We start from the raw sequence: 22,582 nt of genomic DNA, 5'->3' as shown, positions 1-22,582 counted from the left end.
TGAAAACGTAAACTACGTTGATCCGTCGGCAGCACCGGCGAGCCCCCCAATGCTGACCACGCCGCCCCACCACTGAATCGATCTCCACCGCCATGCGTTCCAAATCGGCAGCACCGTTGACGTCCAGTTTTTCCCACGCATCGGGCCTGCGCAAATCCGCGGCGGATGAAGCGCAACTTGAACAACTGGTGCGCGATCTGCGCAGCTATCAGTCGGAGTTGGAGAGCCAGAACAAGGTCTTGCGCTACAGCCAGGCCATGGCCGAAGGCGCTTCAGAACGCTTTGAAACGCTCTTCTCGGCCGTGCCTTTGGCGCTGATGGTGGTGGACGAGTTGGACATGGTGGTGCAATGCAACTCCATGGCACAGCGCTTGTTTCAGCCGACCGAACGCGACCAGCCGCTGAATTTCTTGATGCCGTTTGTCAGCCCCGGCTGCACCGAGCAAGTCCGCCAGGCGTTTCGCGAAGCGCTGAGTGATGGCCATTGCGAAACCACCGAGGTGCTGTTCAACATTGGCGCCGACCGCACCATCACCGGCGACCTGCACATCGCACGGCTGGAGGCCTCGCACGAGCCACAGGTGCACTTCATCTGCGCCGTGATTGACCAAGGCCCACTGGTGACCGAGCGGCGCGCGCTGCAGCAAAGCGGTGCCGCCCTGCGCCAACGCAACGAGCAGTTGCGCCAGAGCGAAGCGCGGCTGGAGGCGATCATCAACTCGGCATTGGACGCCATCATCTGCGTCGACCAGCACCAGCGCATCACCGTGTTCAACCCCACGGCGGCAGCGCTGTTCCAATGCCCATCGGCACAGGCCTTGGGCTCGCCGCTGGACCGGTTTTTCCCCACAGCGGCTGAAGCGCTGTCGCACAACCAGATCTCCACACAAGCGCTGCTGGGCGAGATGAACGCGCTCACCGCTGGTGGCAAGCGCTTGTCGGTCGAGGTGAGTGTGTCGTTTGAACACCATCCTGATGGCGACACCACCACCATCTTCGCGCGTGACTTGACCAGTCGCAAACGCGCCGAGAAGCACCGTAACATGCTCGAAGCGCAGCTGCGCGAATCGCAAAAGATGCAGGCCGTGGGCACCATGGCCGGCGGCATAGCGCACGACTTCAACAACATCTTGAGCGCCATTCTGGGCAACGTGGAACTGGCCAAGGAAGACGCTGGTGCCGACTCCCCCGCCCTGGTGAGCCTGCAAGAGATCGAAAAAGCCGGCCGCCGCGCGCGCGACCTGGTGCGGCAGATTCTGACCTTCAGCCGCAACGAAGCGCCACGCCGCCAGCCGGTAGCGCTGTCTGAAGTGGTGGTCGAAACCGAGCGCCTGCTGCGCGTGACCATGCCCCCAGCGGTTGAGCTGCACCTGCACGTCAACGAGAACACGCCCGTGGTGCTGGCCGATGCCACGCAAGTCGAGCAAGCCGTGCTCAACTTGTGTACCAACGCCATCCAGGCCATCGGCGACAACCGTGGCACGGTGGCGATTGAACTCTCGGGCGTGTTGCCCGATGCCCGGTTGTGTGAACGCTTAGGCTTGGTGCCCGGCCGCTACGCCATGCTGGCCGTGCGCGACAGCGGCAAAGGCATTGACGACGAAACCCTGCTGCGCGTGTTTGAGCCGTTCTTCACCACCAAAGAAGTCGGCCAGGGTACGGGCCTGGGCCTGGCCGTGGTGCATGGCGTGATGCGCAGCCATGCCGGCGCGGTGGACGTGCAAAGCGCCCCGGACCTTGGCAGTGTGTTCACACTCTACTTTCCTGCGGCGTCGGCAGACGAGGCGCAACCCAGCGCCCCCGAACCGGTGGCATCGCCCAACGTCGATGGCCAGGGCAAACACGTGATGTATGTGGACGACGACCAGGCGCTGGTGTTTCTGGTGAAGCGGTTGCTGCGCCGCCGCGGCTTCCGCGTCAGCGGCTTCTCCGACCCGCACCACGCGGCCGCCGAGTTACGCGCCAACGCCCATTCGTACGACCTGCTGGTGACCGACTACAACATGCCGGGGTACTGCGGTGTGGACCTGGTGCGCGAAGCACGCTTGATTCGCCCCGACCTGCCTGTGGCGCTGGCTTCAGGCTACGTCACCGGCGAGATCGAGCAAAGCGCCTTGGCCGAAGGCGCCCGCGCGCTGATCCACAAACCCAACGACGCCGAAGAACTGTGCGCCACCGTGCAGCAGTTGATCATGGGCAGCGACGGCTTCACCAGGCCACCTTCTCCCCAGCTCGCAACTGATGCAGAAGCCCCAGCCGATGCAAGTGCCGCCCCGAGTGACGGAACCGACTTTGACATCGACAGCGCTTTCGACGCAGACACTCACGCAGACGACGCGTCCGAAGACATTCCCCGGTCTACACTCCCGCACCATGACCCCCACTGAAACGCCGCCGTCTGCAGCCCCGACAAGCCAGCCGCGCAACCCCTTGCACGGACTCACACTCGAAGCCATCTTGACCGCCCTGGTCGAAGTCTATGGCTGGGAGGAACTGGCCGAGCGTGTGCCCGTGCGTTGCTTCGCGCTGAACCCGAGCATCCGCTCCAGCCTGACTTTTCTGCGCAAAACGCCATGGGCACGCGAGAAGGTTGAGGGGCTGTACCTCTTCATGTTGCGCGAGCAAAAGCGCGGTGCACTCCCCTCTTCGCCCAAGCCGCCATCGCACCGTGGATGAACCTGGCGCCGGTCTGGATCTGATCTACGCCGACGACGCACTGCTGATCCTGAACAAACCCGCTGGCTTGTTGGCCGTGCCCGGCCGAGGCCCCGACAAACAAGATTGCCTGTCCGCACGCGCCCAGCAAGCCTTTGGCGAAGCTCTGGTGGTGCACCGCCTGGACATGGCTACATCGGGCCTGATCGTCATGGCCCGTAGCGTGGCCGTACAACGCGACCTGTCCTATGCTTTTGCCCAAAGACAAGTGTCCAAGCGCTATGAGGCAGTGGTCGTCAACATCCAGCCCCAAGAGACGCTGCCCACGCCGTGGCAAGAAATCAACCTGCCGATTGGCGCCGATTGGGCACGCCGCCCGCTGCGCGTGGTGGACCACGCCACAGGCAAACCCAGCCAGACACGCTGGCGGGTTTTGGCACCATGGCAACTGCCCGGCACCGCACGTGTGGAGCTGGAGCCCATCACCGGACGCACCCACCAATTGCGGCTGCATATGGCAGCGATAGGCCATGCGATTCTGGGGGATGCGCTGTACGCCGACGACGCAACGCAAGCGCTTGCGCCCCGCTTGTTATTGCACGCGGGCACGCTGGGTTTTGTGCATCCGGTATTGCGCGAGCCTGTGGTTTTCACAGCGCCCACGCCGTTCTGAAATTTCAGGCCTGCAGGCTTTGCGGGTAGCCTGCAAAGGCAGCAGCAGCTAGCAACTTTATAGTATCCAGTGACTTTTGCAACGTGGTGAATCCGAGTCACACAGCGCAGAAAGAGCGCGCTATCATGGCCGCATGACACAAGCAAACCTCTACATTCTTACGGGCGGATCGCGCGGCATGGGGTTGGCCATCGCCGAGCAGTTGCTGCAACCAGGCAACACCGTCATCACTATTTCGCGCCGAACCAACGCGTTGCTGGAAGCCCACGCAACGAGCGCACGTGCCACGCTGGAACAATGGTCACACGACCTCACGACCAGCATCCCGGTGGCGCAACATTTGGCGCACTGGTTGCAGCACCAGGGCCATGGTGACTTCGCGACCGCGACGCTCATCAACAACGCCGGCACGCTGGCCCAGTTGGTGCCGCTGAGCAACGCCGACCCACTCGATCTGGCACACGCACTGCGTGTGGGGCTCGAAGCGCCCATGCAGTTGACGGCAGCGTTCTTGCACGCCACGGCCGAATGGAAAGGCCAGCGCCGCGTGCTCAACATTTCGTCTGGCCTGGGCCGCCGCGCCATGGCGTCACAAGCCGGCTATTGCGCCGCCAAAGCCGGGCTGGACCACTTCACCCGCTGCCTGGCACTGGATGAATCGCTCAAGCCCCATGGCGCCAAAGTCTGCTCGCTCGCACCCGGTGTCATCGACACCGATATGCAAGCGGCGTTGCGCGGCGCAAGTGCCAAAGACTTCCCCGACCAAGCCAATTTCGCCGGGTTGAAAAGTGGCGACAAACTCTCTACCCCGGCTGAAGCCGCCAAGCAGGTGCTGGCGTATCTGGCGCGCCCCGACTTCGGCAGCAATCCGGTGGCCGACGTGCGCGACTGAGCGTTTCTAAACGCACAAAAACAAAAAAGGGGCCATGCCCCTTTTTTTGTTTTCATCTCCGCCAACCGGCGAAGCCCCAAGTCACTCAATACACCTGCGGCACCATCAACTCGGGTGGCACGGGGTGGCGGATGTAGTCATCGTTGCGCACGCGTTCGGGCAACACGATGGGTGGGTGCGCCACCTCTTGGTAAGGCATCTGGTTGAGCAGATGGTGGATGCAATTCAGACGCGCTTTTTTCTTGTCGTCAGCCTGCACCACGTGCCATGGCGCCTCTGAAATATGCGTGCGCTCTAGCATGATTTCTTTGGCCTTTGTGTAGTCTTCCCAACGGCGACGGGACTCCAAATCCATGGGGCTCAGCTTCCACTGCTTCAGCGGATCATGGATACGGCCCAAGAAGCGCAGATGTTGCTCTTCGTCCGAAATCGAGAACCAATATTTGATGAGTTGAATACCCGAACGCACCAACATGCGTTCGAACTCCGGCACCGAGCGGAAGAACTCTTCGTACTGCGCGTCGGTACAGAATCCCATCACACGCTCCACACCGGCACGGTTGTACCAACTGCGGTCAAACAACACCATTTCGCCAGCGGCCGGCAAATGCGCCACGTAGCGCTGAAAGTACCACTGCGTGCGCTCGCGGTCATTGGGCGCGGGTAACGCGGCCACGCGGCATACACGGGGGTTGAGGCGCTGCGTGATGCGCTTGATCACCCCGCCCTTGCCCGCAGCGTCACGGCCCTCGAACAAAATCACGACCTTGTGGCCGCTGGAAACCACCCAGTCCTGCAACTTCACCAGCTCTGCTTGCAAGCGGAACAGTTCCTGGAAGTAACGCCGGCGCGCAGCCTTGTCGTCCTGGCCATCCATGGCGCTGCTGATCACATCCGAGCCATCTTCTGACTCGGACCATGAACGGTCCTCCAGAGCCAACTCCAGCTCTTCGTCGTAACTGTCAATCAAGTCACGGTGCAGGCGCTCCACCAGCGCACCGTTTGCGGCGTCCATGCTATTCGCCCCATCGAATCTATCCGCCCCGTTCGCCGAAATGTCCACACGCTACTCCTGCAGGTCTAATCCTGCCGAGAGTAGCGGCTCAACATGTCTATTTTGTGACAGTGGCGTGTCGAGTCAGAGGTGTGCGGCCTTGCTAAACGGGCGGCTCGTGGCTTCGTTAGGCTAGTTGGCGAGCAACATCTGATAGATGTCATCCTTGATCTTCAGACGGCGCTTCTTCATGTCTTCAAAACGCTCGTCACTTACCGGAATGCCATCCTGCTCCAACTGCGCAATCGCGTGGTTGACCTCGTCATAGTCGTTGAACAGGTGCAGAAAACGCGCACTCGAAATTTTCAAACTGCGCATCTTCCCCACCATTTGCGGAAACTCGTGCGCGAGATCGTGGTTCAACAGTTCCATCTTTGTCTCCTTGGTTAATCTGTCTCAGTTCGACGTGGAGCAGAATGCTGCCAAGCGCAGTATGCGCCGATTCAAGCAAAATTTTCAGGAGCCAATATGGGACGCGAAGTCGTAGTTGTAAGTGGTGTACGCACCGCCATCGGAACCTTTGGTGGCAGCCTCAAGGATGTCCCGCCCACCGAGCTGGCCTCGACCGTGGTGCGTAGCGCCTTGGAGCGCGCAGCCGTCGATGGCGCCGAAGTCGGCCACGTGGTGTTTGGCCATGTGGTCAACACCGAACCCAAGGACATGTACCTCTCGCGTGTAGCGGCCATCAACGGCGGCTGCAGCCAGGAAACCCCGGCCTACAACGTCAACCGTTTGTGTGGCTCGGGCCTGCAGGCCGTGGTGTCGGCCGCACAGACCATTTTGCTGGGTGACGCTGACATCGCCATCGGCGGCGGCGCCGAAAACATGAGCCGCGCGCCCTACGCTTCGCTCAACACACGCTGGGGCGCACGCATGGGCGACGCCAAAATGGTCGACATGATGATGGGCGCCTTGCATGACCCCTTCCATACCATCCACATGGGCGTGACGGCAGAGAACATCGCCGCCAAATGGGGCATCACCCGCGAAGACCAAGACCGCCTGGCCGTGGAAAGCCATAACCGTGCCGAGCGTGCCACGCTGGCCGGTTACTTCAAAGACCAGATCGTGCCGGTCATGCTGAAGAGCAAAAAGGGCGAAGTGGCCTACACCACCGACGAACACTTCCGTGCGGATGCCAAGATCGAAGACATGGCCAAACTGAAGCCGGTGTTCGCCAAGGAAAACGGTACGGTGACCGCGGGCAATGCCTCCGGCATCAACGACGCCGCCGCCGCTGTGGTACTGATGGAAAAGTCGGTCGCCGAAAAACGCGGCCTCAAGCCTTTGGCACGTTTGGTGGCTTACGCGCACGCCGGCGTAGACCCGAAATACATGGGCATCGGCCCCGTGCCCGCCAGCCAGAAGGCCTTGAAGCTGGCTGGCCTGACGGTAAACGATCTCGATGTGATCGAAGCCAACGAAGCCTTCGCCGCACAGGCCTGCGCCGTGACGCGCGACCTGGGGCTCGACCCGACCAAGGTCAACCCCAACGGCTCAGGCATTTCGCTGGGCCACCCGATCGGAGCCACCGGTGCCGTCATCACCGTCAAGGCCATCCACGAACTGCACCGCATCGGCGGCCGCTACGCACTGGTCACCATGTGTATTGGTGGCGGCCAGGGTATTGCCGCGATTTTCGAGCGCGCATAAAAAAAGAGGCACCGCGCGCGGCGCGGGCCTCTGAAGACGTTTCTTTCGAAACGCCACTTTCAAAAACAAATCACGCTGCGGCCGTCTCCACGGCAGCATGCGCCGACACCATCTTGCGCAACACCTCGGCCATGACGGTGGTGTCTGGCGAGAAGCACTGGGTAAACACGTCAGGGGCGGCGGGGGCAGCAGCACCCAACACGGTGTCCAGCGAGGCGTCGTCACCCACAATTTCAGCCAGGCTTGGCGCCGTGTTCGCTGTGCCAGCAAAGAACACGTCTTCGCTCAGCAGCGTGCTGCCATCGGTACGCGTGGCGGTGGACTGGATGTGCAGCTTGCCTTCAGCGTCGAACGTCATCGACAGTTCTGTGCCAATGGCGTTAATACCGTGTTGAGCCAGGGTCTGGATTTCACCGTCCTGCACCACCGCGTCGCCGTTGTCGACCCACAGTTCGATGCCGCTCAACTCCTTGCCCGACAGCTTACCGTCGTGGTTGGTGTCAAAGGTTTGCAGCTTGTAGTAGCCGTTGCCAAACGCACCGCCTTGGTCGCCAAACAAACGCAGGCCACTCATGTTGGTCGCGGCATGGCCGTCGCGGTTGTCGATCAAGATGCCGTCGCCGGAGCCGTTGAACCATTCGGTGGTTTCTTTGGCGCCGTCGCCGTTCATGTCGAACTGCACGGTGTGGCCCAACGCGGCATGCGCATCTTTTTGGTAGGACGACGTCGCACCGGTCACACCGATCTTGCCGTCGCCGTTCAGGTCGAGTGCAATCGGCGTGCTGATGGTCGTGGTACCTGGGTTGGAGATCACCGTGCCGTCGTAACAGGCGTTGTTGACCACATCGCCGCTGTCTTTGAACTGCCAGCCGAGTTGATAACTCACGAAGGCCACTCGGAAATCCAAATCCAGCTTGCCCGCCTGGATATCAGCCACCGAGATTTCATAGGTCTGGCCTTGGCTGAAATCCAGCACTTGTCCGTTGTAGACAATGTCGGCTGAGCCCGCATTGGCGCCCTTCAATCAGGTGACCACCACAGATTGCAAGGTATCTACATCATTGGCAACGCCACTGTTGTAGGTGCCGAACTGTTGTAGTTGGTCTGCCGCGTCGCTGAACGTACCAAAGTCACTTAGCGTGTAGCCATGCACCCAATGCGTAACACCGCCAGCGTTGTAGGTCTTCTCCCAGCCACCAGGGTGGTAGCTGGCGCCGCCAACCGCAGTCGGTGCGTCCGAAACAGCCTTGACCGTCACGTCTACAGTCTGTGTTGAGCGGTTACCTGCCGCATCTTCCACCGTGTAGATCAGCTTGTCGAAGCCGTAGTAATTGGTCATGGTCTTGTAGGTGACCTGTCCATCGGCCGTGAACGAGATCGCGCCAGCCTTGCTTTGGAACGTTGAGTCCAGCGCAGCAGTTTCGTGCGTCACGCTGATGAGCTTCAAACCCGGGTTGTCGTTGGATAACACATTGAACGTCGCCGTCCGGTCTTCACATACGTCGACAACATCTGGCCGTGTCGGGTCTGGTGTTTGCAAACCGGCATCCACCGTCAGGTCGGACTGCCCTGCAACCAGCGTCACCACATGCGATCGCCCCGTGGTCTGATTCGCATCCGAGTCTGTGGCATCGGCTCCGATGTTGGCTTTGGTGAACTGCAAATCGCCAGGCGGGGTGAATTGCACTTGGTACTGGCCAGGGTTCAGATTGGCGAAAAGATAGTTGCCGTTGGCGTCCGTTGTTTGCGTGCTCAACACGATGTCGTCGTTGGTACCAAACACGTTGTCGGCACCGGCGCCAATCAATGCGACCGACACGCCGGCCACACCGCGCTCACCGGTATCTTGCTGGCCATTCTTGTTGGAATCCAGCCAGACATGATCGCCCAAGCTTGCCGGTTTTTGGACGATGCCAATGTCCACAGTCAAATTGGTCTGACCTTTGCCCAGCGCCACCACATCGGTGTAGCCGCTGATGCCATTGGCCAGGGGCTGGCTCAGGTCGGAGTCGGCCCCATCGTTGTCCCCCACATTCGCGGTCGTGAAAGCATCTGTAGTGGCGTTCAAGCCCGCACCCGTAACCTTGACGGTGTAGTTGCCCGCGGCCAGGTTGGTGAACAAGTAGTTGCCGTTGGCATCGGTTGTGGTCACCCCCACATAGACGTCATCGGCGGTGCCGGCCAGGTTGTCGGCACCGGCTTTATAGAGCTGCAATTGCACGCCGGCCTTGCCCACTTCACCCGCGTCTTGCACGCCGTTGCGATTGGTATCGATCCAGACGCGGTCGCCCAAAGAACCCAGTTTGTCGACGATGCCTGCATCCACGTCGGTGCGGTTTTGTGCCACCGCCAAGGTAATGGTGCCTGTACGGCCGGTCAAACGGTTTGCGTCGCTGTCTGCTGCGTCATAACCGTTGTTGCCATAGTCTTGCACCGTGTATTCGTTGCCCGCGCCGGGGTTGCCAAACTCGACTTGGTAGTCGCCCTTTTGCAGGTTGGAGAACAGGTACTTGCCGTTGGCATCGGTGTTGGTGGTGGCGAGCACAACATCATCTGCCGTGCCAAACAACTTGTCGGCGCCAGCGCCATAGAGCTTGACATTGATACCAGCCACACCGGTACCGGTTTCGTCCTGGTAGCCGTTGCGGTTGGTGTCAAACCACACGGTGTCGCCAATGCTGCCAAGTTTTTCAACAATGCCGACGTCCACCGTCAGGTTGGTCTGGCCCTTGGCCAAAGCGACCACGTCGGAGTAGCCACCCACGCCGTCTGCATCGAGTTTGCTCAGATCAGAGTCGGTTGCGTCATTTCCACCCGCGTTGGGTATCGTGGCTTGCTCCGTGGCGGCATTCAGGCCGTAGCCGTTGTAAACCTTGATCGCGTAGTTGCCAGCCTTCAGATCGGTAAACAAGTAGTTGCCGTTGGCATCGGTTACTTTCTGGGCCAGATAGACATCGTCGCCCGTTCCCGCGATACCGTCAGCCCCCACGTTAAACAAATTGATGGTGACACCGGCCTTGCCCAATTCACCCGCGTCTTGCACACCGTTGCGGTTGGTGTCGATCCAGACACGGTCGCCCAAGGCTCCGAGTTTGTCGACAATGCCGGCATCCACGTCGGTACGGTTTTGCCCAAGCGCCAGGCTCACAGTACCGGTACGGCCAGTGGCCGGGTTGGCATCGCTGTCCAGCGTGTCATAGCCGTTGTTGCCGTAGTCCTGCACGGTATAGGTGTTACCTACACCCGGGTTGCCAAACTCGACCTGGTAGTCGCCCTTGTCCAGGCGCGTGAACAAGTACTTGCCGTTGGCATCAGTGGTGGTGGTGGCCAGCACCGTGTCGTCAGCGGTGCCAAACACTTTGTCGGCACCAGCCCCCAACAGTTTGACCGTGACGCCGGCCACGCCCGTGCCAGCCTCGTCCTGATAGCCGTTGCGGTTGGTGTCAAACCAGACGGTGTCGCCAATGCTGCCCAGCAGGGGCGTGATACCGATATCGACCGTGCGGTTTTCATCGCCCAACGCGATGTTGACCACGTCGGTATAGCCGCTCACACCATTGGTACCGATTTTGGTCAGGTCGGAATCGGTCGCATCGTTGCCACCTGCGTTCGCAATCGTGAATTGCTCGGTGGCTGCATTCAGGCCCACGCCGGTCACCCTGACGGTGTAACGGTCGGCCGTCAGTCCGGTGAAGAGATAGTTGCCGTTGGCGTCGGTCGAAGTGCCTGCCACGTACACGTCGTCGGCCGTACCCGCCAGACCGTCAGCACCGACCTTGTAGAGTTGGAGTTGCACACCGGCCTTGCCCAACTCGCCCGCGTCTTGCACGCCGTTGAGATTGGTGTCGAACCAGACACGGTCACCCAGGGCTGCAAGCTGGAACAGGCCGGCATCCACCGTCAGATTTTTTTCTCCGGCTCCCAGGGTGTAGAGAGCGGTGCGGCCGGTGCTGGTATCGGCATCGCTGTCGGTGGCGTCGGCACCGCTGTTTTGCGTGGTCAGGTTATAGCCATTGGGCTTGACGAACTCGACCGCGTATTGGCCAGCGGCCAGGTTGCTGAACAGGTAGTTGCCGTTGGCATCGGTCGTTTGCGTCGCCAGCACCGTGCCAGCGGCGTTGAGCAGGTTGACACTCACGCCCGCCACACCAGCTTCGCCGCTGTCTTGCTGGCCGTTACCGTTGGCGTCGTACCAGACCCTGTCACCGAGAGCAGCGGTGTTTACCGGTGGCACGGTGTTGGCTTTCAAACCGGCGTCCACGGTGAGGTTGGTTTCTCCAGCGGCCAAGGTGTACAGACTGGTTCGGCCCGTGATGGCGTTGACGTCGCTGTCGGTGGCATCGGCGCCGACGTTGGCGGTGGTGAAGCTGTAGCCCGTTGGCTTGGTGACTTCCACACCATATTGGCCAGGGGCCAGTTGGCTGAACAGGTAGTTGCCGTTGGCGTCGGTGGTTTGCGTCGCCAGCACAGTGCCTGCCGCGTTGATGAGTTTGACAGTGACGCCTGCCACACCGACTTCACCGGCATCTTGCTGGCCGTTGCCATTGGTGTCGAGCCACACACGGTCGCCCAGGCTGACGGTTGTGGGCGGCACCACGGTCTTCTTGTGGAAGCCGGCGTCAATGGTCTGGTTGTACTCACCGGCCTTGAGCACCACCACGTCGGACAAGAGACCATCGCTGTTGGTGCCAGAGGTACTGGAGCCATCGACTTTGCGTGGGCTGATGCCATCAAACCCGGTGGGCTGGGTGAAGCGCACCTGGTACTGCAGGCCGGGCATCAAGCCGGTGAAGCGGTAGTTGCCGTTGGCATCAGTGGTGGTGGTGCTGAGCACTTCGTTGGCCTCGATGGCACCGTTGCCGTTGACGTCACGCACCAGTTCCACCTTGGCGCCGGCAATGCCTAGTTCGCCGCTGTCTTGCAGGCCGTCGGCATCGGCGTCGTTCCATACGCGGTCGCCCAAGGCGGCAGCTTTGACTTCGACCAAGAGCGGCTGGCCATGGCTGCCATTGGCGTCCACAGTGTCGACGATCATGGCAATCGATTCACCCAAACCCGGGTGGTAGCCGTCCTTGGCCAGCGCGAGGGACACCAGGCTGTTCACATCGGCATCGAGCACCGCGCCACCATCCTGGATGTAGTTCAGCTCGGTCTTGTAGTCCTGCCCCATCAGGGTCCAGATAGCGGCCTGCACCTCGCCCCAGTTGTATTGCGGATTGGTGTCGGTGTAGTAGTTCAACAGCCAATTGACGCTGTCCAGATGGTCCACGTAACCAGCAATGCGCGGCAGGATACTGCTGATCGACGGCGGCTCGTAGGCCGAGTACACGTAACCTGTGTACGTGCTGCCGGGGCTGACGTCGATGCTCTTGTCCAAGCACCAGCCATCCAGCACGGTGCCAGGCGGAAAAATGCTGCTGTTGGTGACCGTGAGATCCAGAAAACTATGCTCCAACAAATTACCGGGATAAGAGATAGTGAAATTAAAAAACGGTGTACTCATTTTTATTTACCTTGAAGAATGGATATTGCGGTCAAATAAGGCACGGCAAAGCAAACATCTGAGGGCCGCGCCAGTGCAGACACAGTCCCCAAGAGGCTTGATTCAAAGACGAACCGGAGAAACGACCCGCGCGTAGCAATAAAAGACTTACTTTTTAAAAAAACGCACGGCCACCATGGCGCCCACCAAAGCCAACCCCCACGGTGAAAACACATCAGCTCCAGGCGCAGCACATGTGATGCCGACATCGTTGCCACAAGGGGCAGCCAGAGCTATCTCCAAGGCGCCAACGAATAGCGCCCCACCCATGGCGATTCTTTTGATTGCTTGCATGCGATAACTCCGTGGCAGTTTGGCAAAGTTTGAATCCATCAAATGAATGCCATTTCATTCACATTCAAAATCTGGCGAATCCAATATATGCGGCCGCAATAAGCAATCCGTAATAAGAAATAACAAATGGGCACTCATATGCATGCAATTCGTTTTTCGAGTTACGCCGCTCCATAGGCAATTTTCAAAAAGCGCTCGCATTTCTCCAAGACTCGAAACCAAAAAGATCGAATGAAATCTTTCTTCGGAAATTTAAAGCGTGAAAAATGCGCGAATGCTGCCGCGCCTACACCATTCACGCCCCATAGACGTTGATATGGGTTTAAGGAACACAGATTGGGCCACCCTGTCAAAAGCAGCAGCGGCCGTGACAATTTCAAACGTCCCCAGCCGCCAGCGTCGAACGAATGCAACGTTCAACGTCTGAAGAATGTGCTCTCAGGTCAAGAGAAAATAAGAAGCGTCAGGACGCGCAGCACTCACGCCCCCCCGAGAGGGTGCATGGCGCTGGCTGGGGAAATTTGAAGAACGACAAGACACCTTCAGACGCATGTGAACCATGCATCGAAGTGCCTGAGCCCACAGATCACACGCTTTGAAGAATGCGTTGCGTTGAAGGCAGCCTGCGGGAGGGTCCGGATGCCCTACCCGCGCACCACCAACACCGGCACGCTGATATGCGACAGCACGCGTTGTGTCACGCTGCCGAGCAGCAGCTTTTCAATGCCATGGCGGCCGTGCGAGCCCATCACCACCAAGTCAATGTGCAGATCGCTCACCATGCTCAAAATGCCGTCTTCCACCACGTGGCCGTCTACCACGCGGCGCTGGCAAGGTAGACCGGCAGCCAGTATCGGCGCTTCTGCGTTTTCCAGAGCCAGATTGGCCCCCGCCGTGGCAGCGGCCATGTATTCGTTTTGCCCCAGGGCGTAGTCAGCTCCGACACCGATGTAGGGATAGGGGTCGATCACATGCGCCAAAGTGATGGAGCTGCCAAAGGCCTTGGCCAAGCCAATGGCTTTATCTACGGCCACCAATGCGGTGGGCGAACCATCCACGGGAACGAGAATGTTTTGGAACATCACAGCCTCCTTACGTCACGGGCTGGCTCACGATGAACCGGCCTTGTTTTTTGACTATAAGGACACCTGCCGACAGCGGGTGTAGGACCAAACCCTGCCTATGATTTCTCTACACCCTCGTCCCCAGCCGATCAACTGCTTTGGAAAGCCTGCGAGCGGAACGTCAGCACCAGCGTGTCGCGGTAACCGCCCTCCGCCACCGGCTGGATGGGCGTGGATTCGTGGATCACGCGTTCGTCGTCCAGCAGCAGCATCGACCACGAGTCGGTGAGCGTGAAGCGCTGACCTTGCGGGCCATTGGCTTCAAACACACGCGTTTCGCCGCCTTTGATGCCCACACGGTCGACCAGCAGCACGGCCACAAAGTCCACTCCGTCACGGTGCGCGCCTTCAGGCGTGGGGCGGCCAATGCCGTCGGTGGTGTCGATGCGGAACTGGTGCGCTTCAACGTACCAAGGCGTGGCCGGGGCGGAGCCCTCCGAGCCCTCCGAGCCCTCCGTACCCCCCGTGCCTTTCAACGCGCTGCAGACGTGCCCCAGCGACAGCAGCAGTTGCGACCACGCGGGTGCCTGCACATCAGAAGCCAGCATCGGCTCGAACCAACGCTCCATGCCGCCGTGCAGCGCGTTATAGGCCAACGGCTGCCAGTGCGGGCGGTGCGGCACCTGAGTGAGCGCATCGCCCTGCACCACAAAACACGAGTGGCGGCGCCGGCGGTAACGACCGCCGTCTTTTAAATAGGCGTCGGGCGGCAGGTCGTGCCAACTGGCGTTCAAGGCAGACAGTGCCTCCAGCTTGCAGCCGGTGAGCTGGCTCACGCCGCTCGGGCTCAACACCGCATAACCCTGCTGACGCAGGATGGGCACCACCTGGGCAGGAGGCGCAAACGAGGGGAAAAGAATGGGGGTGCTCATGACCCCCACATCGTAGTGCGATTTTTGCGACCCGGCTTGATTGGGGTCAAGCCGCACACCAAGCCCCACTAAGCGACGATCTGCACACCCTTCCAGAACGCCACGCGGTCGGCCACGGCTTCGGCGCCGCTTTTCGGCTCGGCGTAATACCAGGCCGCATCGGCGTTCATTTCACCGTTGACCAGCAGCGAGAAGTAGCTCGCCTGGCCCTTCCAAGGGCAGGTGGTCTTGTGGTTGCTGAAGGTCACGTAGTCGCGGTTGAGCGACGACAGCGGGAAATATTGGTTGCCCTCGACCACCGTCAGGTCATCGCTTTCGGCGATCACGGCGCCGTTCCAAATGGCTTTCATAGGTGTCTTCTTTCAAACTGGGGCTTGCAACCAGTGCAAGCTGAAAAGATGGTCCGGGTCGGTCCACACCGGCCCGGGCGTAAACCCGGCAGCCGTGGCCAGGAGCCGCAAGCTGTCGATGGTGAACTTATGCGAGTTTTCGGTGTGCAGGCTGTCACCTTCTGCAAAGTCGAACACCTGGCCGCACAGGTTGATGCGCTGGCTGCAGCGGCTCACCAAGTGCATCTCGATGCGATGTTCAGGCGCATTGTAGAAGGCGCTGTGCGCGAACGAGGCGACATCAAAGTTGGCACCCAACTCACGGTTGGCGCGCGCCAAAAGGTTGAGATTGAAGGCCGCCGTCACACCCTGCGCATCGTTGTAGGCGGCATGCAATTGCGCCGGGTCTTTGACCAGATCGGCCCCCAGCAACAGCCCACCGCCGCGCAACACGCGCGCGGCCATGCGCAGAAAATGCAGTGCCTGCGCGGGCGTGAAATTGCCAATGGTCGAACCCGGAAAGAAGCCCACGCGCCGCCCTGCCCCAGCCACCGGGTGCGGCAAAATCAGGTCGCGCGTGTAGTCGGCCACCACCGGAAACACGTCGAGCCCGGCATACGCCTGGCGTAGTCCTTCGGCCGACTGCAGCAGGTGTTCACCCGAAATATCGATCGGCAGGTAGCGCGCGGGGTGGTCCATCGCATCCAGCAGCAAACGCACTTTGCGCAGCGAGCCCGCGCCAAACTCCACCAACTCGGCATGCGGGCCAATGCATTCGGCCATTTCTGGCGCATGGGTTTGCAGAATGTGCAGCTCGGTGCGTGTGGGGTAGTACTCGGGCAATTCACAGATCTGGTCGAACAGCGCGGAGCCTTGCGCGTCGTAGAAATATTTGGGCGAGATGCTGCGCGGCTGGGCCGACAGCCCAGCCACCAAGTCGTGGGCAAACTCCGATTCGGCCCATGCGGCCGATTGCGGCACCGATGGCATGGCTAAGGGCATGTTTGGCAGCGCACGGTAGGCGCTTTGCAGTTGCTTGGAGAACATCTTCATACGTCCCTCGCCAGTCGAAGACCTGAAAACTGCCAGCGCGCCGCCGGCGGGAAGAAGTTGCGGTAAGTGCCGCGCGCATGGCCCGGCGGTGTGGCCAGGCTGCTGCCACGCAGCACCAGTTGGCCCACCATGAACTTGCCGTTGTATTCGCTGGCCGCCCCGGCCATGGGCCGAAAGCCCGGGTACGGGTCGTAAGACGAACGCGTCCACTGCCAGACCACGCCCAGCATCTGCTGCATGGCCAGGTCATCCACCGCAGCCTCCCATTCGAACTCGGTGGGCAGGCGCGCACCGGCCCATTCGGCGTACGCCGCAGCTTCAAAAAAGCTCAACTGGCTGACCGGCTCGCCTGGATCGAGCGGCAGCACGCCATGCAGGCCGAACACATGCCAGCCCGACCCACCCGTAGTGGCACGCACGTCGCCTTCGGCCAACCAATAGGCAGGGCACCGCCAGCCTTGGCGCTGCACTTCGGCCCAGCCGTCCGACAGCCAAAGTTCCGGCCGCTGGTAGCCGCCATCGGCCACGAAGGCCGCATAGTCGCCACAGGTCACGAGGTGCGTGGCGATCTCATAGGCGGGCAGCAGGCGGCGGTGACGTGGGGTTTCGTTGTCGAACGCGAAACCGGCGCCCGGCTCCGCCGCGTGCCCTACCTCCACGATGCGCTCGTCCTGTGCCAGCCAACCGTTCGACTGAGACACATCCGCCAAGCGCAGCCGGGGCGCTTCGCGCGTGGGAGACTCGGCGTACGCGGGCAGTAACGGGTTGCATGAGAACGCGTGCAAGATGTCGGTCAGCAGCAGTTCCTGGTGCTGCTGCTCGTGGTGCAGGCCCAGCGTCAGCGTGGCCTCCACCGCAGCAATGTCGGACGGCGCGGCACTGGCCAGCCACGACAGCAGCGCGGCATCGACATGGGCGCGGTACGCCAAAACATCGTCGAGCGATGGCCGTGTCAACAGGCCACGCATGGGCCGTGGGTGGCGCGGCCCCAGGGCTTCGTAATATGAATTGAACAGGTAGAAAAACTGCTCGTTGAATACCGCGTACTGCGGCACGTGCGGGCGCAGTACCAGGGTTTCAAAAAACCAGGTGGTGTGCGCCAAGTGCCATTTGGTCGGGCTGGTATCAGGCATCGACTGCACACACTGGTCTTCGGCCGACAGCGGCTGCGCCAGCGCCAGGCTGTGCGCCCGCACCTCCACATACTGCTGCGCCAAGGGACATGGCATGCGGGTCAACACTGCGGGACGCACGTCCACCAGTGACAAGGTGCTGTTTTGGCTCATAACGCTTTGGCCTCTAAAACCAACAGCGGCACAGCGTACCCCAATTCAAGCAGCGTGTGACGACGGCACGATGACAAGCCGTTGTGGTCCTACAAAATCAGTGGCTGCAGGCCACATCCGGTTTGCCCAAACCGAAACAATTTCATAAACTGAACAATGGCTTTTTCGCCTTGAGTTTGGCCTTGAGTCTGACATTCAAGCCGACCTTTCAGGCCATGCCGTGGTCGCCCCCATTGCCCACCCAAGAGTGGGCCCAAATTTATCCGAGCCAGGCTCAGGAGCCTTTTATGATTGACCTCGCCCAGCTCTCCAACCGCCAGATCCGCCTGGCCTCCCGCCCCGTGGGCAAACCCAACGCCAGCAACTGGCAGCACACGACCGAGCCCGTGCAGCCGCCCGAGCCCGGCGGCATCGTGGTGCAAAACCTGTCACTTTCGCTCGACCCCGCCATGCGCGGCTGGATGAACGAGGGCAAGAGCTACATCGCCCCAGTCGAAATCGGCGACGTGATGCGCGCTGGCGGCGTGGGCCGGGTCATCGCCTCGCAAAACCCGCGCTTCGCGGTAGGCGACCACGTCTCGGGCGCCCTGGGTGTGCAGGAGTTCGCCAGCATTCCCGAGTCGGCGATCAAAGCTGGCACGCCCACCCACATCGACCTGAAACACGGCACGCTGAACCAGTGGCTCAACGTGCTCGGCATGCCGGGCATGACCGGCTACTTTGGCCTGCTGGACGTGGGCCAACCCAAGCCGGGTGAAACTGTGGTGATCTCGGGCGCCGCCGGTGCCGTGGGCCAAACCGTAGGGCAGTTGGCCAAAATCAAAGGCTGCCGCGTGATCGGCATTGCCGGCGGCAAAGCCAAGTGCGACTTCGTCACCAAAGAATTGGGCTATGACGGCTGCATCGACTACAAAGCCGGCCCCAGCGCCATCCGCGACGGGCTGAAGCTCTACGCCGGCAAAGGCGTGGACGTGTACTTCGACAATGTGGGCGGCGACATTCTGGACGACGTGCTGGCCCGCCTGGCACGCAAGGCGCGCGTCATCATCTGCGGCGCGGTCAGCCAATACAACAACACCGAGCCGGTGCAAGGCCCGAAAAACTACCTCAGCCTGCTGGTGAACCGCGCGCGCATGGAAGGCATTGTGGTGTTCGACTACGCCGAGCGTTACCCCATCGCCGTGGCCGAACTCGCGGGCCACCTGCGTACCGGCCGTATCAAGAGCCGCGAACACGTGGAGCGCGGGCTGACCACCTTCCCCACCGCCCTCACCAAACTGTTCACCGGCGAAAACTTCGGCAAGCTGGTGCTGCAGGTGGCGGAAGACGACGGCACGCGTATTCCTTGAAATCTGCGCAAACGCTACCAAATAGGTAGCTGCCCACGCTTTTCCATGTAGCGTGAACAGCCAATTTGATGCATAACCCTCCGCTCAACCCTCAAACGCTGGGCAGATGGGGGTAACAGTTAAAATTACACGGAACTGCGCCTTTTGTGGCGATTCCAACCCAGCAGCCTTCATGGCTGCTCTGTTTGGCACGCCCTCGGCGGCCAAAAGCTGAAGCAACCCACACACACCATGCAAGACCACTATGCGGCCCTGGGGCTGGCAAGCGACGCGACGCTTGCCGACATCAAAAAAGCCTTTCGCCAAAAAGCCGCGCAGACCCACCCGGACCGCAACCCTTCGCCCGACGCGGCCCAACGCTTTCGCGAAGTGCAAAGCGCCTACGACGTTTTGTCGGACGAAGACAAGCGCAAGACCTACGACGACAACCGCCGCCGCGGCCTGCTCGACAGCCCCATCGACACCGCCCACGAGATCTGGCAAAACTATATGAAAGAAGTCCTGAAATGAGACTCTCCCGCTACTTCGCTGACCACAGCAACGCCTACGACGCCGAAATCAACGACCTCGTTTCCGACTCCGAAGGCAAAAACATCCTGGAAAAACGCCTGCGCGAAAAACGCAGCCAACTCGACTTTCTGGTGCTGATGATGGAAGACAGCCCCGAGATGCTGGCCGCGGCCTTCCACCAGGGTTTCCGCTTCAACTCCAGCGCCAAGATGGACCAGTTCGCTACGCTGCAACCCGACGCCCTGCCCGGCTGGAAAGCCGTGAGCCAGGTCGCCGTGCCAGTCGCCTGGGCGCAACCCATGATTGCGCGCGTGTTGCAAGAAGACGGTGGCGACCGCTTCCTGTGTGTGGCCGCCGTGCTGGAGTATCTGTACACCCGCGCCGACCCTGAAGCCGCCGCACGCGCTTCTGAGGAAGAAAAAGACGAGGACGACATCGAAGAAGGCGGCGACCACGGCGCCGACTCGGACGGCGACAACGACGAGCTGAACGACAGCGACGCCGCCAAGCCCGACCTGGAAGAAGCCGGTGCGGATTGGCTGTCCGACCAAGGTTTTGACCGCAAAGAATAATTCCGAAATCGAAAGGGATACGCATGCACTACCCCGCTCTTATCAAAGCCCAAAGTCTGATCCTGGCCGGCGACATCGTGGGCGCCGAATCGGCCCTGGTGGCCATGGCTGACGAAGAAGGCGATCAGGCGCTGGTCGCCGCGCTGGATACGTTCCCCGCCAAAGACCTGCTGGCCGTGATCCGCGAGTACGACAGCTCCAAAGAGTCGGTGATCAACCTGCTGGTCACCCCACAGCAGTTTGCGCGCGCCGTGGTCATTGAAAAGCAATACAAAGACCTGACGCACACCCACCTGCGCGGCATGATCAACTCGGTCATCTTCCGCGAGGATCACGACCCGGTAGAGTTCTTGCGCACCATTGGCGAGCTCGACGGCGGCTGCGACGCCCTGGCCGACTACCTGCTGGAGCACTGGACGCGTGTGGAGAGCTTTGTGCGCACCGGCACTTTCGACACCATGGAAGACGATGGCTCGCTGCTGTCTGAAGCCAACATGATCGCCGCCGTGTACACCAAGTCGCGTGTCGACCTGGACGAAATCATCGACCACGACTGGCAGGAATTCAGCTGGCTGCTGCGCGCCGAGTGCCCAGACATCCTGATCGAAGTTCTGACCATTCTGCGCGCCCGCTTCAAGGCCTACAACGCTGAGCAAGAAGGTGAACACGAAGGCGAGGACGATGAACTCGGCCCCGACCACGACCACAGCCGCGACTCGCACGGCAAGGGCGAAGGCACGAAGAAACGCGCCGTCGACTCGGACGAAGAATCCGCAATTTAGTCGCCAACAGACCAGGAACCGCACCGCGCCCATGTCCACGACAGACTCCGCAAACAACGCCAGCACCGCGCACGCGGTCTCGCTTTTCGACCACAGCCAGTACTTCGAGAAAGCGCTGCGCCACGGCATCCAGACCGGCATCATCACACCCGCCCGCCTGGAAGCCATGCACCAAGAGGCCGCCAAGGGCATGGTGCAGATTGCGCGCTACTTCGGCACCGAGTTTTTGCGACCGGACCTGGAGTTGGCGCGCACCCGCATCGTCAACATGGTGAGCCTGTTCCTCGAAGAAACCCACGACGGCGACATCAACCAGGCCGCCATTTCGCTGCGCGACCACACGCTGCTGTCGCGCTCCAAAGGCGGCTCGGACATGCTGCGTGCGCTCATCACCATGCCCGACCACACCCACCTCAGCATGCAGGAAAGCGGCACGTTCACCGACGACCACATTCCGCTGCTGGCCAAGTGGTCGCTGCGCAGCCTGGCCGACTACCGCGCGGCACTGGCCGAGCGCACGGTCATTGAAGAGCGCATGGAAGCCGGTTACTGGTTTGCGCAAAAGCTCGGCGTGGCGCGCCGCGAGTTGAAAGACGCCCAGACCGACGCCGATGCGTTGATCCGCACCGGCCTGTTGATGCACGCCGCCGCGCGCCAGCACATGCCCAACTGGCCGCAGTTTGAATCGGCTGTGGAACTGCTGCGCAAGCAACACGCCGCCGGCAAAACCGTGCGCCTGAGCATTCCCGCCGGCTTGCCCGCCGAGCACCGCGCCACGGTCGAAGCCCTCGGCCGCACCATGGCGCTGGAAGACCTGCCGAAGATTCTGGACAGCAGCGTAAAGGTACGTAAACTGTTCCAGCAAGCCGTGGGCTTCATGGGCCGCTACTACTGGACGGACGAAGACATCGAAGACATCAGCAACTTCGACCGCGCCGTGTCCGACCAATGGGTCAAGCTCACCCAGCGTCACACCGACGACAGCTCGTTGATCACGCTGTTCTTGTGCATCACCGCAGGCGTGACGCGCAAGACCATCCTCACCGAATCGGCCGCCGGTACCCTGGTGCGCCGCCTGCGTAAAAACGGCTTTGACGCTGAGCCCGCACGCGCCTTCATCCACGACTACGCGCCGCACGAAAACCACGACGACTACCAGCGCCTGTGGACCGCCTTCATTGAAGAAGCGCAGCGCGACCTGATGGACGAACGCGACACCAAATTGACCGAAGCCATGAGCACCTTGATGCGCCACGCCAACATCACCGAAAACGATAAAAAGCCCGCCAAGAAGGTGGCGGCTAAAACCACGAAGACCACTAAGGCAGGGAGCAAAGCATGAAACTCAAAATGGCCGAACGCTCGCTGTTTGCCATTCTGCTGCGCTCGCCGTGGTGGATCAGTTTTGTCGTGGCCGCGTTCTTCATCGTGGCCGCGCGCATGTTGCTGCCCTCGCCCTACTTCGAGTTCGGCGCCATGGGCTCGGCGCCGTTCATCGTCATCGGTGTGATGGCCGCCTGGCGCCAATTGCGCGCACCCAGCCCCACCCGCGTGGCCAACACCATGGAAGCCCTGGCCGCCATGCCCTGGCGCGACTTTGCCAACGCGGTGGAATCGGCTTTTCAACGCCACGGTTACACCGTCACGCGTTTGAGTGGTACGGCTGCCGACTTCTCGATCCACAAGGCCGGTGCCACCACACTTGTCAGCGGCAAGCGTTGGAAAGCCGCGTCGGTGGGCATCGAAGGCCTGCGCGAACTGGTGGCTGCGCGCCAAAAGCAAGACGTCAGCGCTTGTCAGATCCTCACGCTGGGCACCTTCTCTGAAGCCGCCGCCGCGTATGCGCGCGAGCACGGCATCAAAGTGGCGCAAGGTGAAAACCTGGCGCTGTTGTTGATGCCGCTGCCGACCGCCCCGGCCACGGCTGCTGCCGCACGCTGAC

Annotated in this window: 21 protein-coding genes; 11 read left to right on the top strand and 10 right to left on the bottom strand. The window is 61.0% G+C overall.

Annotated elements, in window-relative coordinates:
• Positions 1 to 92: 92 nt before the first annotated feature.
• The 4 genes from ACPWMG_RS11445 to ACPWMG_RS11430 all read left to right on the top strand — a co-directional run bounded on the left by ACPWMG_RS11445 (position 93) and on the right by ACPWMG_RS11430 (position 4,220).
• A complete protein-coding gene (locus ACPWMG_RS11445) occupies positions 93 to 2,387 on the top strand; it encodes a PAS domain-containing hybrid sensor histidine kinase/response regulator (RefSeq protein WP_483304762.1) in 2,295 nt (764 codons plus the stop codon).
• Positions 2,374 to 2,676 (top strand): VF530 family protein, encoded by a 303-nt coding sequence (locus ACPWMG_RS11440; protein WP_483304761.1) that lies wholly within the window; start codon positions 2,374 to 2,376, stop codon positions 2,674 to 2,676. Before ACPWMG_RS11445 ends, ACPWMG_RS11440 begins: the two co-directional genes overlap by 14 nt.
• Positions 2,669 to 3,328 (top strand): RluA family pseudouridine synthase, encoded by a 660-nt coding sequence (locus tag ACPWMG_RS11435; protein WP_483304760.1) that lies wholly within the window; start codon positions 2,669 to 2,671, stop codon positions 3,326 to 3,328. The genes ACPWMG_RS11440 and ACPWMG_RS11435 overlap by 8 nt, the downstream gene beginning before the upstream one ends.
• A 133-nt stretch (positions 3,329 to 3,461) precedes the next feature.
• Positions 3,462 to 4,220, top strand: coding sequence for an SDR family NAD(P)-dependent oxidoreductase (locus ACPWMG_RS11430; RefSeq protein WP_483304759.1), 759 nt, complete (start codon positions 3,462 to 3,464; stop codon positions 4,218 to 4,220).
• Between the two features lie 85 nt (positions 4,221 to 4,305).
• Here the strand turns inward: ACPWMG_RS11430 and ppk2 are convergent, their stop codons facing one another.
• Entirely contained in the window at positions 4,306 to 5,235 is a 930-nt protein-coding gene (ppk2, locus tag ACPWMG_RS11425; RefSeq protein ID WP_483304758.1) for a polyphosphate kinase 2, read from the bottom strand.
• Positions 5,236 to 5,406: 171 nt separating this feature from the next.
• Positions 5,407 to 5,646 (bottom strand): HP1242/YdcH family protein, encoded by a 240-nt coding sequence (locus tag ACPWMG_RS11420; RefSeq protein ID WP_483304757.1) that lies wholly within the window; start codon positions 5,644 to 5,646, stop codon positions 5,407 to 5,409.
• Between the two features lie 96 nt (positions 5,647 to 5,742).
• Here ACPWMG_RS11420 and bktB point away from each other — a divergent pair, with 96 nt between their 5' ends.
• Positions 5,743 to 6,927 (top strand): beta-ketothiolase BktB, encoded by a 1,185-nt coding sequence (gene bktB, locus ACPWMG_RS11415; protein ID WP_483304756.1) that lies wholly within the window; start codon positions 5,743 to 5,745, stop codon positions 6,925 to 6,927.
• Positions 6,928 to 6,997: 70 nt separating this feature from the next.
• Here bktB and ACPWMG_RS11410 read toward each other — a convergent pair whose 3' ends face one another.
• The 8 genes from ACPWMG_RS11410 to egtB all read right to left on the bottom strand — a co-directional run bounded on the left by ACPWMG_RS11410 (position 6,998) and on the right by egtB (position 17,370).
• Positions 6,998 to 7,951, bottom strand: a complete 954-nt coding sequence (locus ACPWMG_RS11410) for a hypothetical protein (RefSeq protein WP_483304755.1) — start codon at positions 7,949 to 7,951, stop codon at positions 6,998 to 7,000.
• The gene (locus ACPWMG_RS11405) at positions 7,952 to 12,430 is read right to left on the bottom strand and encodes an SdrD B-like domain-containing protein (RefSeq protein WP_483304754.1); all 4,479 of its coding nucleotides are present in this window, start codon (positions 12,428 to 12,430) and stop codon (positions 7,952 to 7,954) included.
• A 147-nt stretch (positions 12,431 to 12,577) separates the two neighbouring features.
• Positions 12,578 to 12,763, bottom strand: coding sequence for a hypothetical protein (locus ACPWMG_RS11400; protein ID WP_483304753.1), 186 nt, complete (start codon positions 12,761 to 12,763; stop codon positions 12,578 to 12,580).
• Positions 12,764 to 13,407: 644 nt separating this feature from the next.
• Positions 13,408 to 13,845, bottom strand: coding sequence for a universal stress protein (locus ACPWMG_RS11395; RefSeq protein ID WP_483304752.1), 438 nt, complete (start codon positions 13,843 to 13,845; stop codon positions 13,408 to 13,410).
• 131 nt (positions 13,846 to 13,976) lie between these two features.
• Positions 13,977 to 14,759, bottom strand: coding sequence for a 2OG-Fe dioxygenase family protein (locus tag ACPWMG_RS11390; protein WP_483304751.1), 783 nt, complete (start codon positions 14,757 to 14,759; stop codon positions 13,977 to 13,979).
• Positions 14,760 to 14,827: 68 nt separating this feature from the next.
• Complete coding sequence (locus ACPWMG_RS11385; protein WP_483304750.1) at positions 14,828 to 15,109, bottom strand: DUF427 domain-containing protein; 282 nt, start codon at positions 15,107 to 15,109, stop codon at positions 14,828 to 14,830.
• A gap of 12 nt (positions 15,110 to 15,121) precedes the next feature.
• Positions 15,122 to 16,078 (bottom strand): L-histidine N(alpha)-methyltransferase, encoded by a 957-nt coding sequence (gene egtD / locus ACPWMG_RS11380; protein ID WP_483305233.1) that lies wholly within the window; start codon positions 16,076 to 16,078, stop codon positions 15,122 to 15,124.
• Positions 16,079 to 16,137: 59 nt separating this feature from the next.
• The gene (gene egtB, locus ACPWMG_RS11375) at positions 16,138 to 17,370 is read right to left on the bottom strand and encodes an ergothioneine biosynthesis protein EgtB (RefSeq protein ID WP_483305232.1); all 1,233 of its coding nucleotides are present in this window, start codon (positions 17,368 to 17,370) and stop codon (positions 16,138 to 16,140) included.
• 344 nt (positions 17,371 to 17,714) lie between these two features.
• Here egtB and ACPWMG_RS11370 point away from each other — a divergent pair, with 344 nt between their 5' ends.
• The 6 genes from ACPWMG_RS11370 to ACPWMG_RS11345 all read left to right on the top strand — a co-directional run bounded on the left by ACPWMG_RS11370 (position 17,715) and on the right by ACPWMG_RS11345 (position 22,581).
• Positions 17,715 to 18,776 (top strand): NADP-dependent oxidoreductase, encoded by a 1,062-nt coding sequence (locus ACPWMG_RS11370; protein ID WP_483304749.1) that lies wholly within the window; start codon positions 17,715 to 17,717, stop codon positions 18,774 to 18,776.
• A 231-nt stretch (positions 18,777 to 19,007) separates the two neighbouring features.
• Positions 19,008 to 19,286, top strand: a complete 279-nt coding sequence (locus ACPWMG_RS11365; RefSeq protein WP_483304748.1) for a DnaJ domain-containing protein — start codon at positions 19,008 to 19,010, stop codon at positions 19,284 to 19,286.
• The gene (locus ACPWMG_RS11360; RefSeq protein ID WP_483304747.1) at positions 19,283 to 19,858 is read left to right on the top strand and encodes a hypothetical protein; all 576 of its coding nucleotides are present in this window, start codon (positions 19,283 to 19,285) and stop codon (positions 19,856 to 19,858) included. Before ACPWMG_RS11365 ends, ACPWMG_RS11360 begins: the two co-directional genes overlap by 4 nt.
• Before the next feature lie 23 nt (positions 19,859 to 19,881).
• Positions 19,882 to 20,640: a hypothetical protein gene (locus ACPWMG_RS11355; RefSeq protein WP_483304746.1), complete on the top strand. Its 759-nt coding sequence runs from the start codon at positions 19,882 to 19,884 to the stop codon at positions 20,638 to 20,640.
• A gap of 31 nt (positions 20,641 to 20,671) precedes the next feature.
• Positions 20,672 to 21,982 carry a hypothetical protein gene (locus ACPWMG_RS11350; protein ID WP_483304745.1) on the top strand — a complete coding sequence of 437 codons (1,311 nt, stop codon included), beginning with the start codon at positions 20,672 to 20,674 and terminating at the stop codon, positions 21,980 to 21,982.
• Positions 21,979 to 22,581 carry a restriction endonuclease gene (locus ACPWMG_RS11345; RefSeq protein WP_483304744.1) on the top strand — a complete coding sequence of 201 codons (603 nt, stop codon included), beginning with the start codon at positions 21,979 to 21,981 and terminating at the stop codon, positions 22,579 to 22,581. Before ACPWMG_RS11350 ends, ACPWMG_RS11345 begins: the two co-directional genes overlap by 4 nt.
• The last annotated feature ends 1 nt before the right edge of the window (position 22,582 follow it).

Source organism: Hydrophilobacter chitinilyticus, assembly GCF_049860745.1.
Classification (GTDB): Bacteria; Pseudomonadota; Gammaproteobacteria; order Burkholderiales; family Burkholderiaceae_C; genus Rhodoferax_B.
Note: the sequence above shows the minus strand (reverse complement) of the source record. Positions and strands in the feature narration are given on the sequence as shown.

What these genes read in the sequence shown, in the direction of transcription:
- ACPWMG_RS11400 (WP_483304753.1), bottom strand. Translation starts at nt 12,763, where the DNA reads ATGCAAGCAATCAAAAGAATCGCCATGGGTGGGGCGCTATTCGTTGGC.
- ACPWMG_RS11430 (WP_483304759.1), top strand. Translation starts at nt 3,462, where the DNA reads ATGACACAAGCAAACCTCTACATTCTTACGGGCGGATCGCGCGGCATG.
- ACPWMG_RS11445 (WP_483304762.1), top strand. Translation starts at nt 93, where the DNA reads ATGCGTTCCAAATCGGCAGCACCGTTGACGTCCAGTTTTTCCCACGCA.
- ACPWMG_RS11370 (WP_483304749.1), top strand. Translation starts at nt 17,715, where the DNA reads ATGATTGACCTCGCCCAGCTCTCCAACCGCCAGATCCGCCTGGCCTCC.
- ACPWMG_RS11385 (WP_483304750.1), bottom strand. Translation starts at nt 15,109, where the DNA reads ATGAAAGCCATTTGGAACGGCGCCGTGATCGCCGAAAGCGATGACCTG.
- ACPWMG_RS11420 (WP_483304757.1), bottom strand. Translation starts at nt 5,646, where the DNA reads ATGGAACTGTTGAACCACGATCTCGCGCACGAGTTTCCGCAAATGGTG.
- ACPWMG_RS11390 (WP_483304751.1), bottom strand. Translation starts at nt 14,759, where the DNA reads ATGAGCACCCCCATTCTTTTCCCCTCGTTTGCGCCTCCTGCCCAGGTG.
- egtD (WP_483305233.1), bottom strand. Translation starts at nt 16,078, where the DNA reads ATGCCATCGGTGCCGCAATCGGCCGCATGGGCCGAATCGGAGTTTGCC.
- ACPWMG_RS11365 (WP_483304748.1), top strand. Translation starts at nt 19,008, where the DNA reads ATGCAAGACCACTATGCGGCCCTGGGGCTGGCAAGCGACGCGACGCTT.
- bktB (WP_483304756.1), top strand. Translation starts at nt 5,743, where the DNA reads ATGGGACGCGAAGTCGTAGTTGTAAGTGGTGTACGCACCGCCATCGGA.
- ACPWMG_RS11405 (WP_483304754.1), bottom strand. Translation starts at nt 12,430, where the DNA reads ATGAGTACACCGTTTTTTAATTTCACTATCTCTTATCCCGGTAATTTG.
- ACPWMG_RS11345 (WP_483304744.1), top strand. Translation starts at nt 21,979, where the DNA reads ATGAAACTCAAAATGGCCGAACGCTCGCTGTTTGCCATTCTGCTGCGC.
- ACPWMG_RS11360 (WP_483304747.1), top strand. Translation starts at nt 19,283, where the DNA reads ATGAGACTCTCCCGCTACTTCGCTGACCACAGCAACGCCTACGACGCC.
- ACPWMG_RS11355 (WP_483304746.1), top strand. Translation starts at nt 19,882, where the DNA reads ATGCACTACCCCGCTCTTATCAAAGCCCAAAGTCTGATCCTGGCCGGC.
- ppk2 (WP_483304758.1), bottom strand. Translation starts at nt 5,235, where the DNA reads ATGGACGCCGCAAACGGTGCGCTGGTGGAGCGCCTGCACCGTGACTTG.
- ACPWMG_RS11440 (WP_483304761.1), top strand. Translation starts at nt 2,374, where the DNA reads ATGACCCCCACTGAAACGCCGCCGTCTGCAGCCCCGACAAGCCAGCCG.
- ACPWMG_RS11395 (WP_483304752.1), bottom strand. Translation starts at nt 13,845, where the DNA reads ATGTTCCAAAACATTCTCGTTCCCGTGGATGGTTCGCCCACCGCATTG.
- egtB (WP_483305232.1), bottom strand. Translation starts at nt 17,370, where the DNA reads ATGCCATGTCCCTTGGCGCAGCAGTATGTGGAGGTGCGGGCGCACAGC.
- ACPWMG_RS11350 (WP_483304745.1), top strand. Translation starts at nt 20,672, where the DNA reads ATGTCCACGACAGACTCCGCAAACAACGCCAGCACCGCGCACGCGGTC.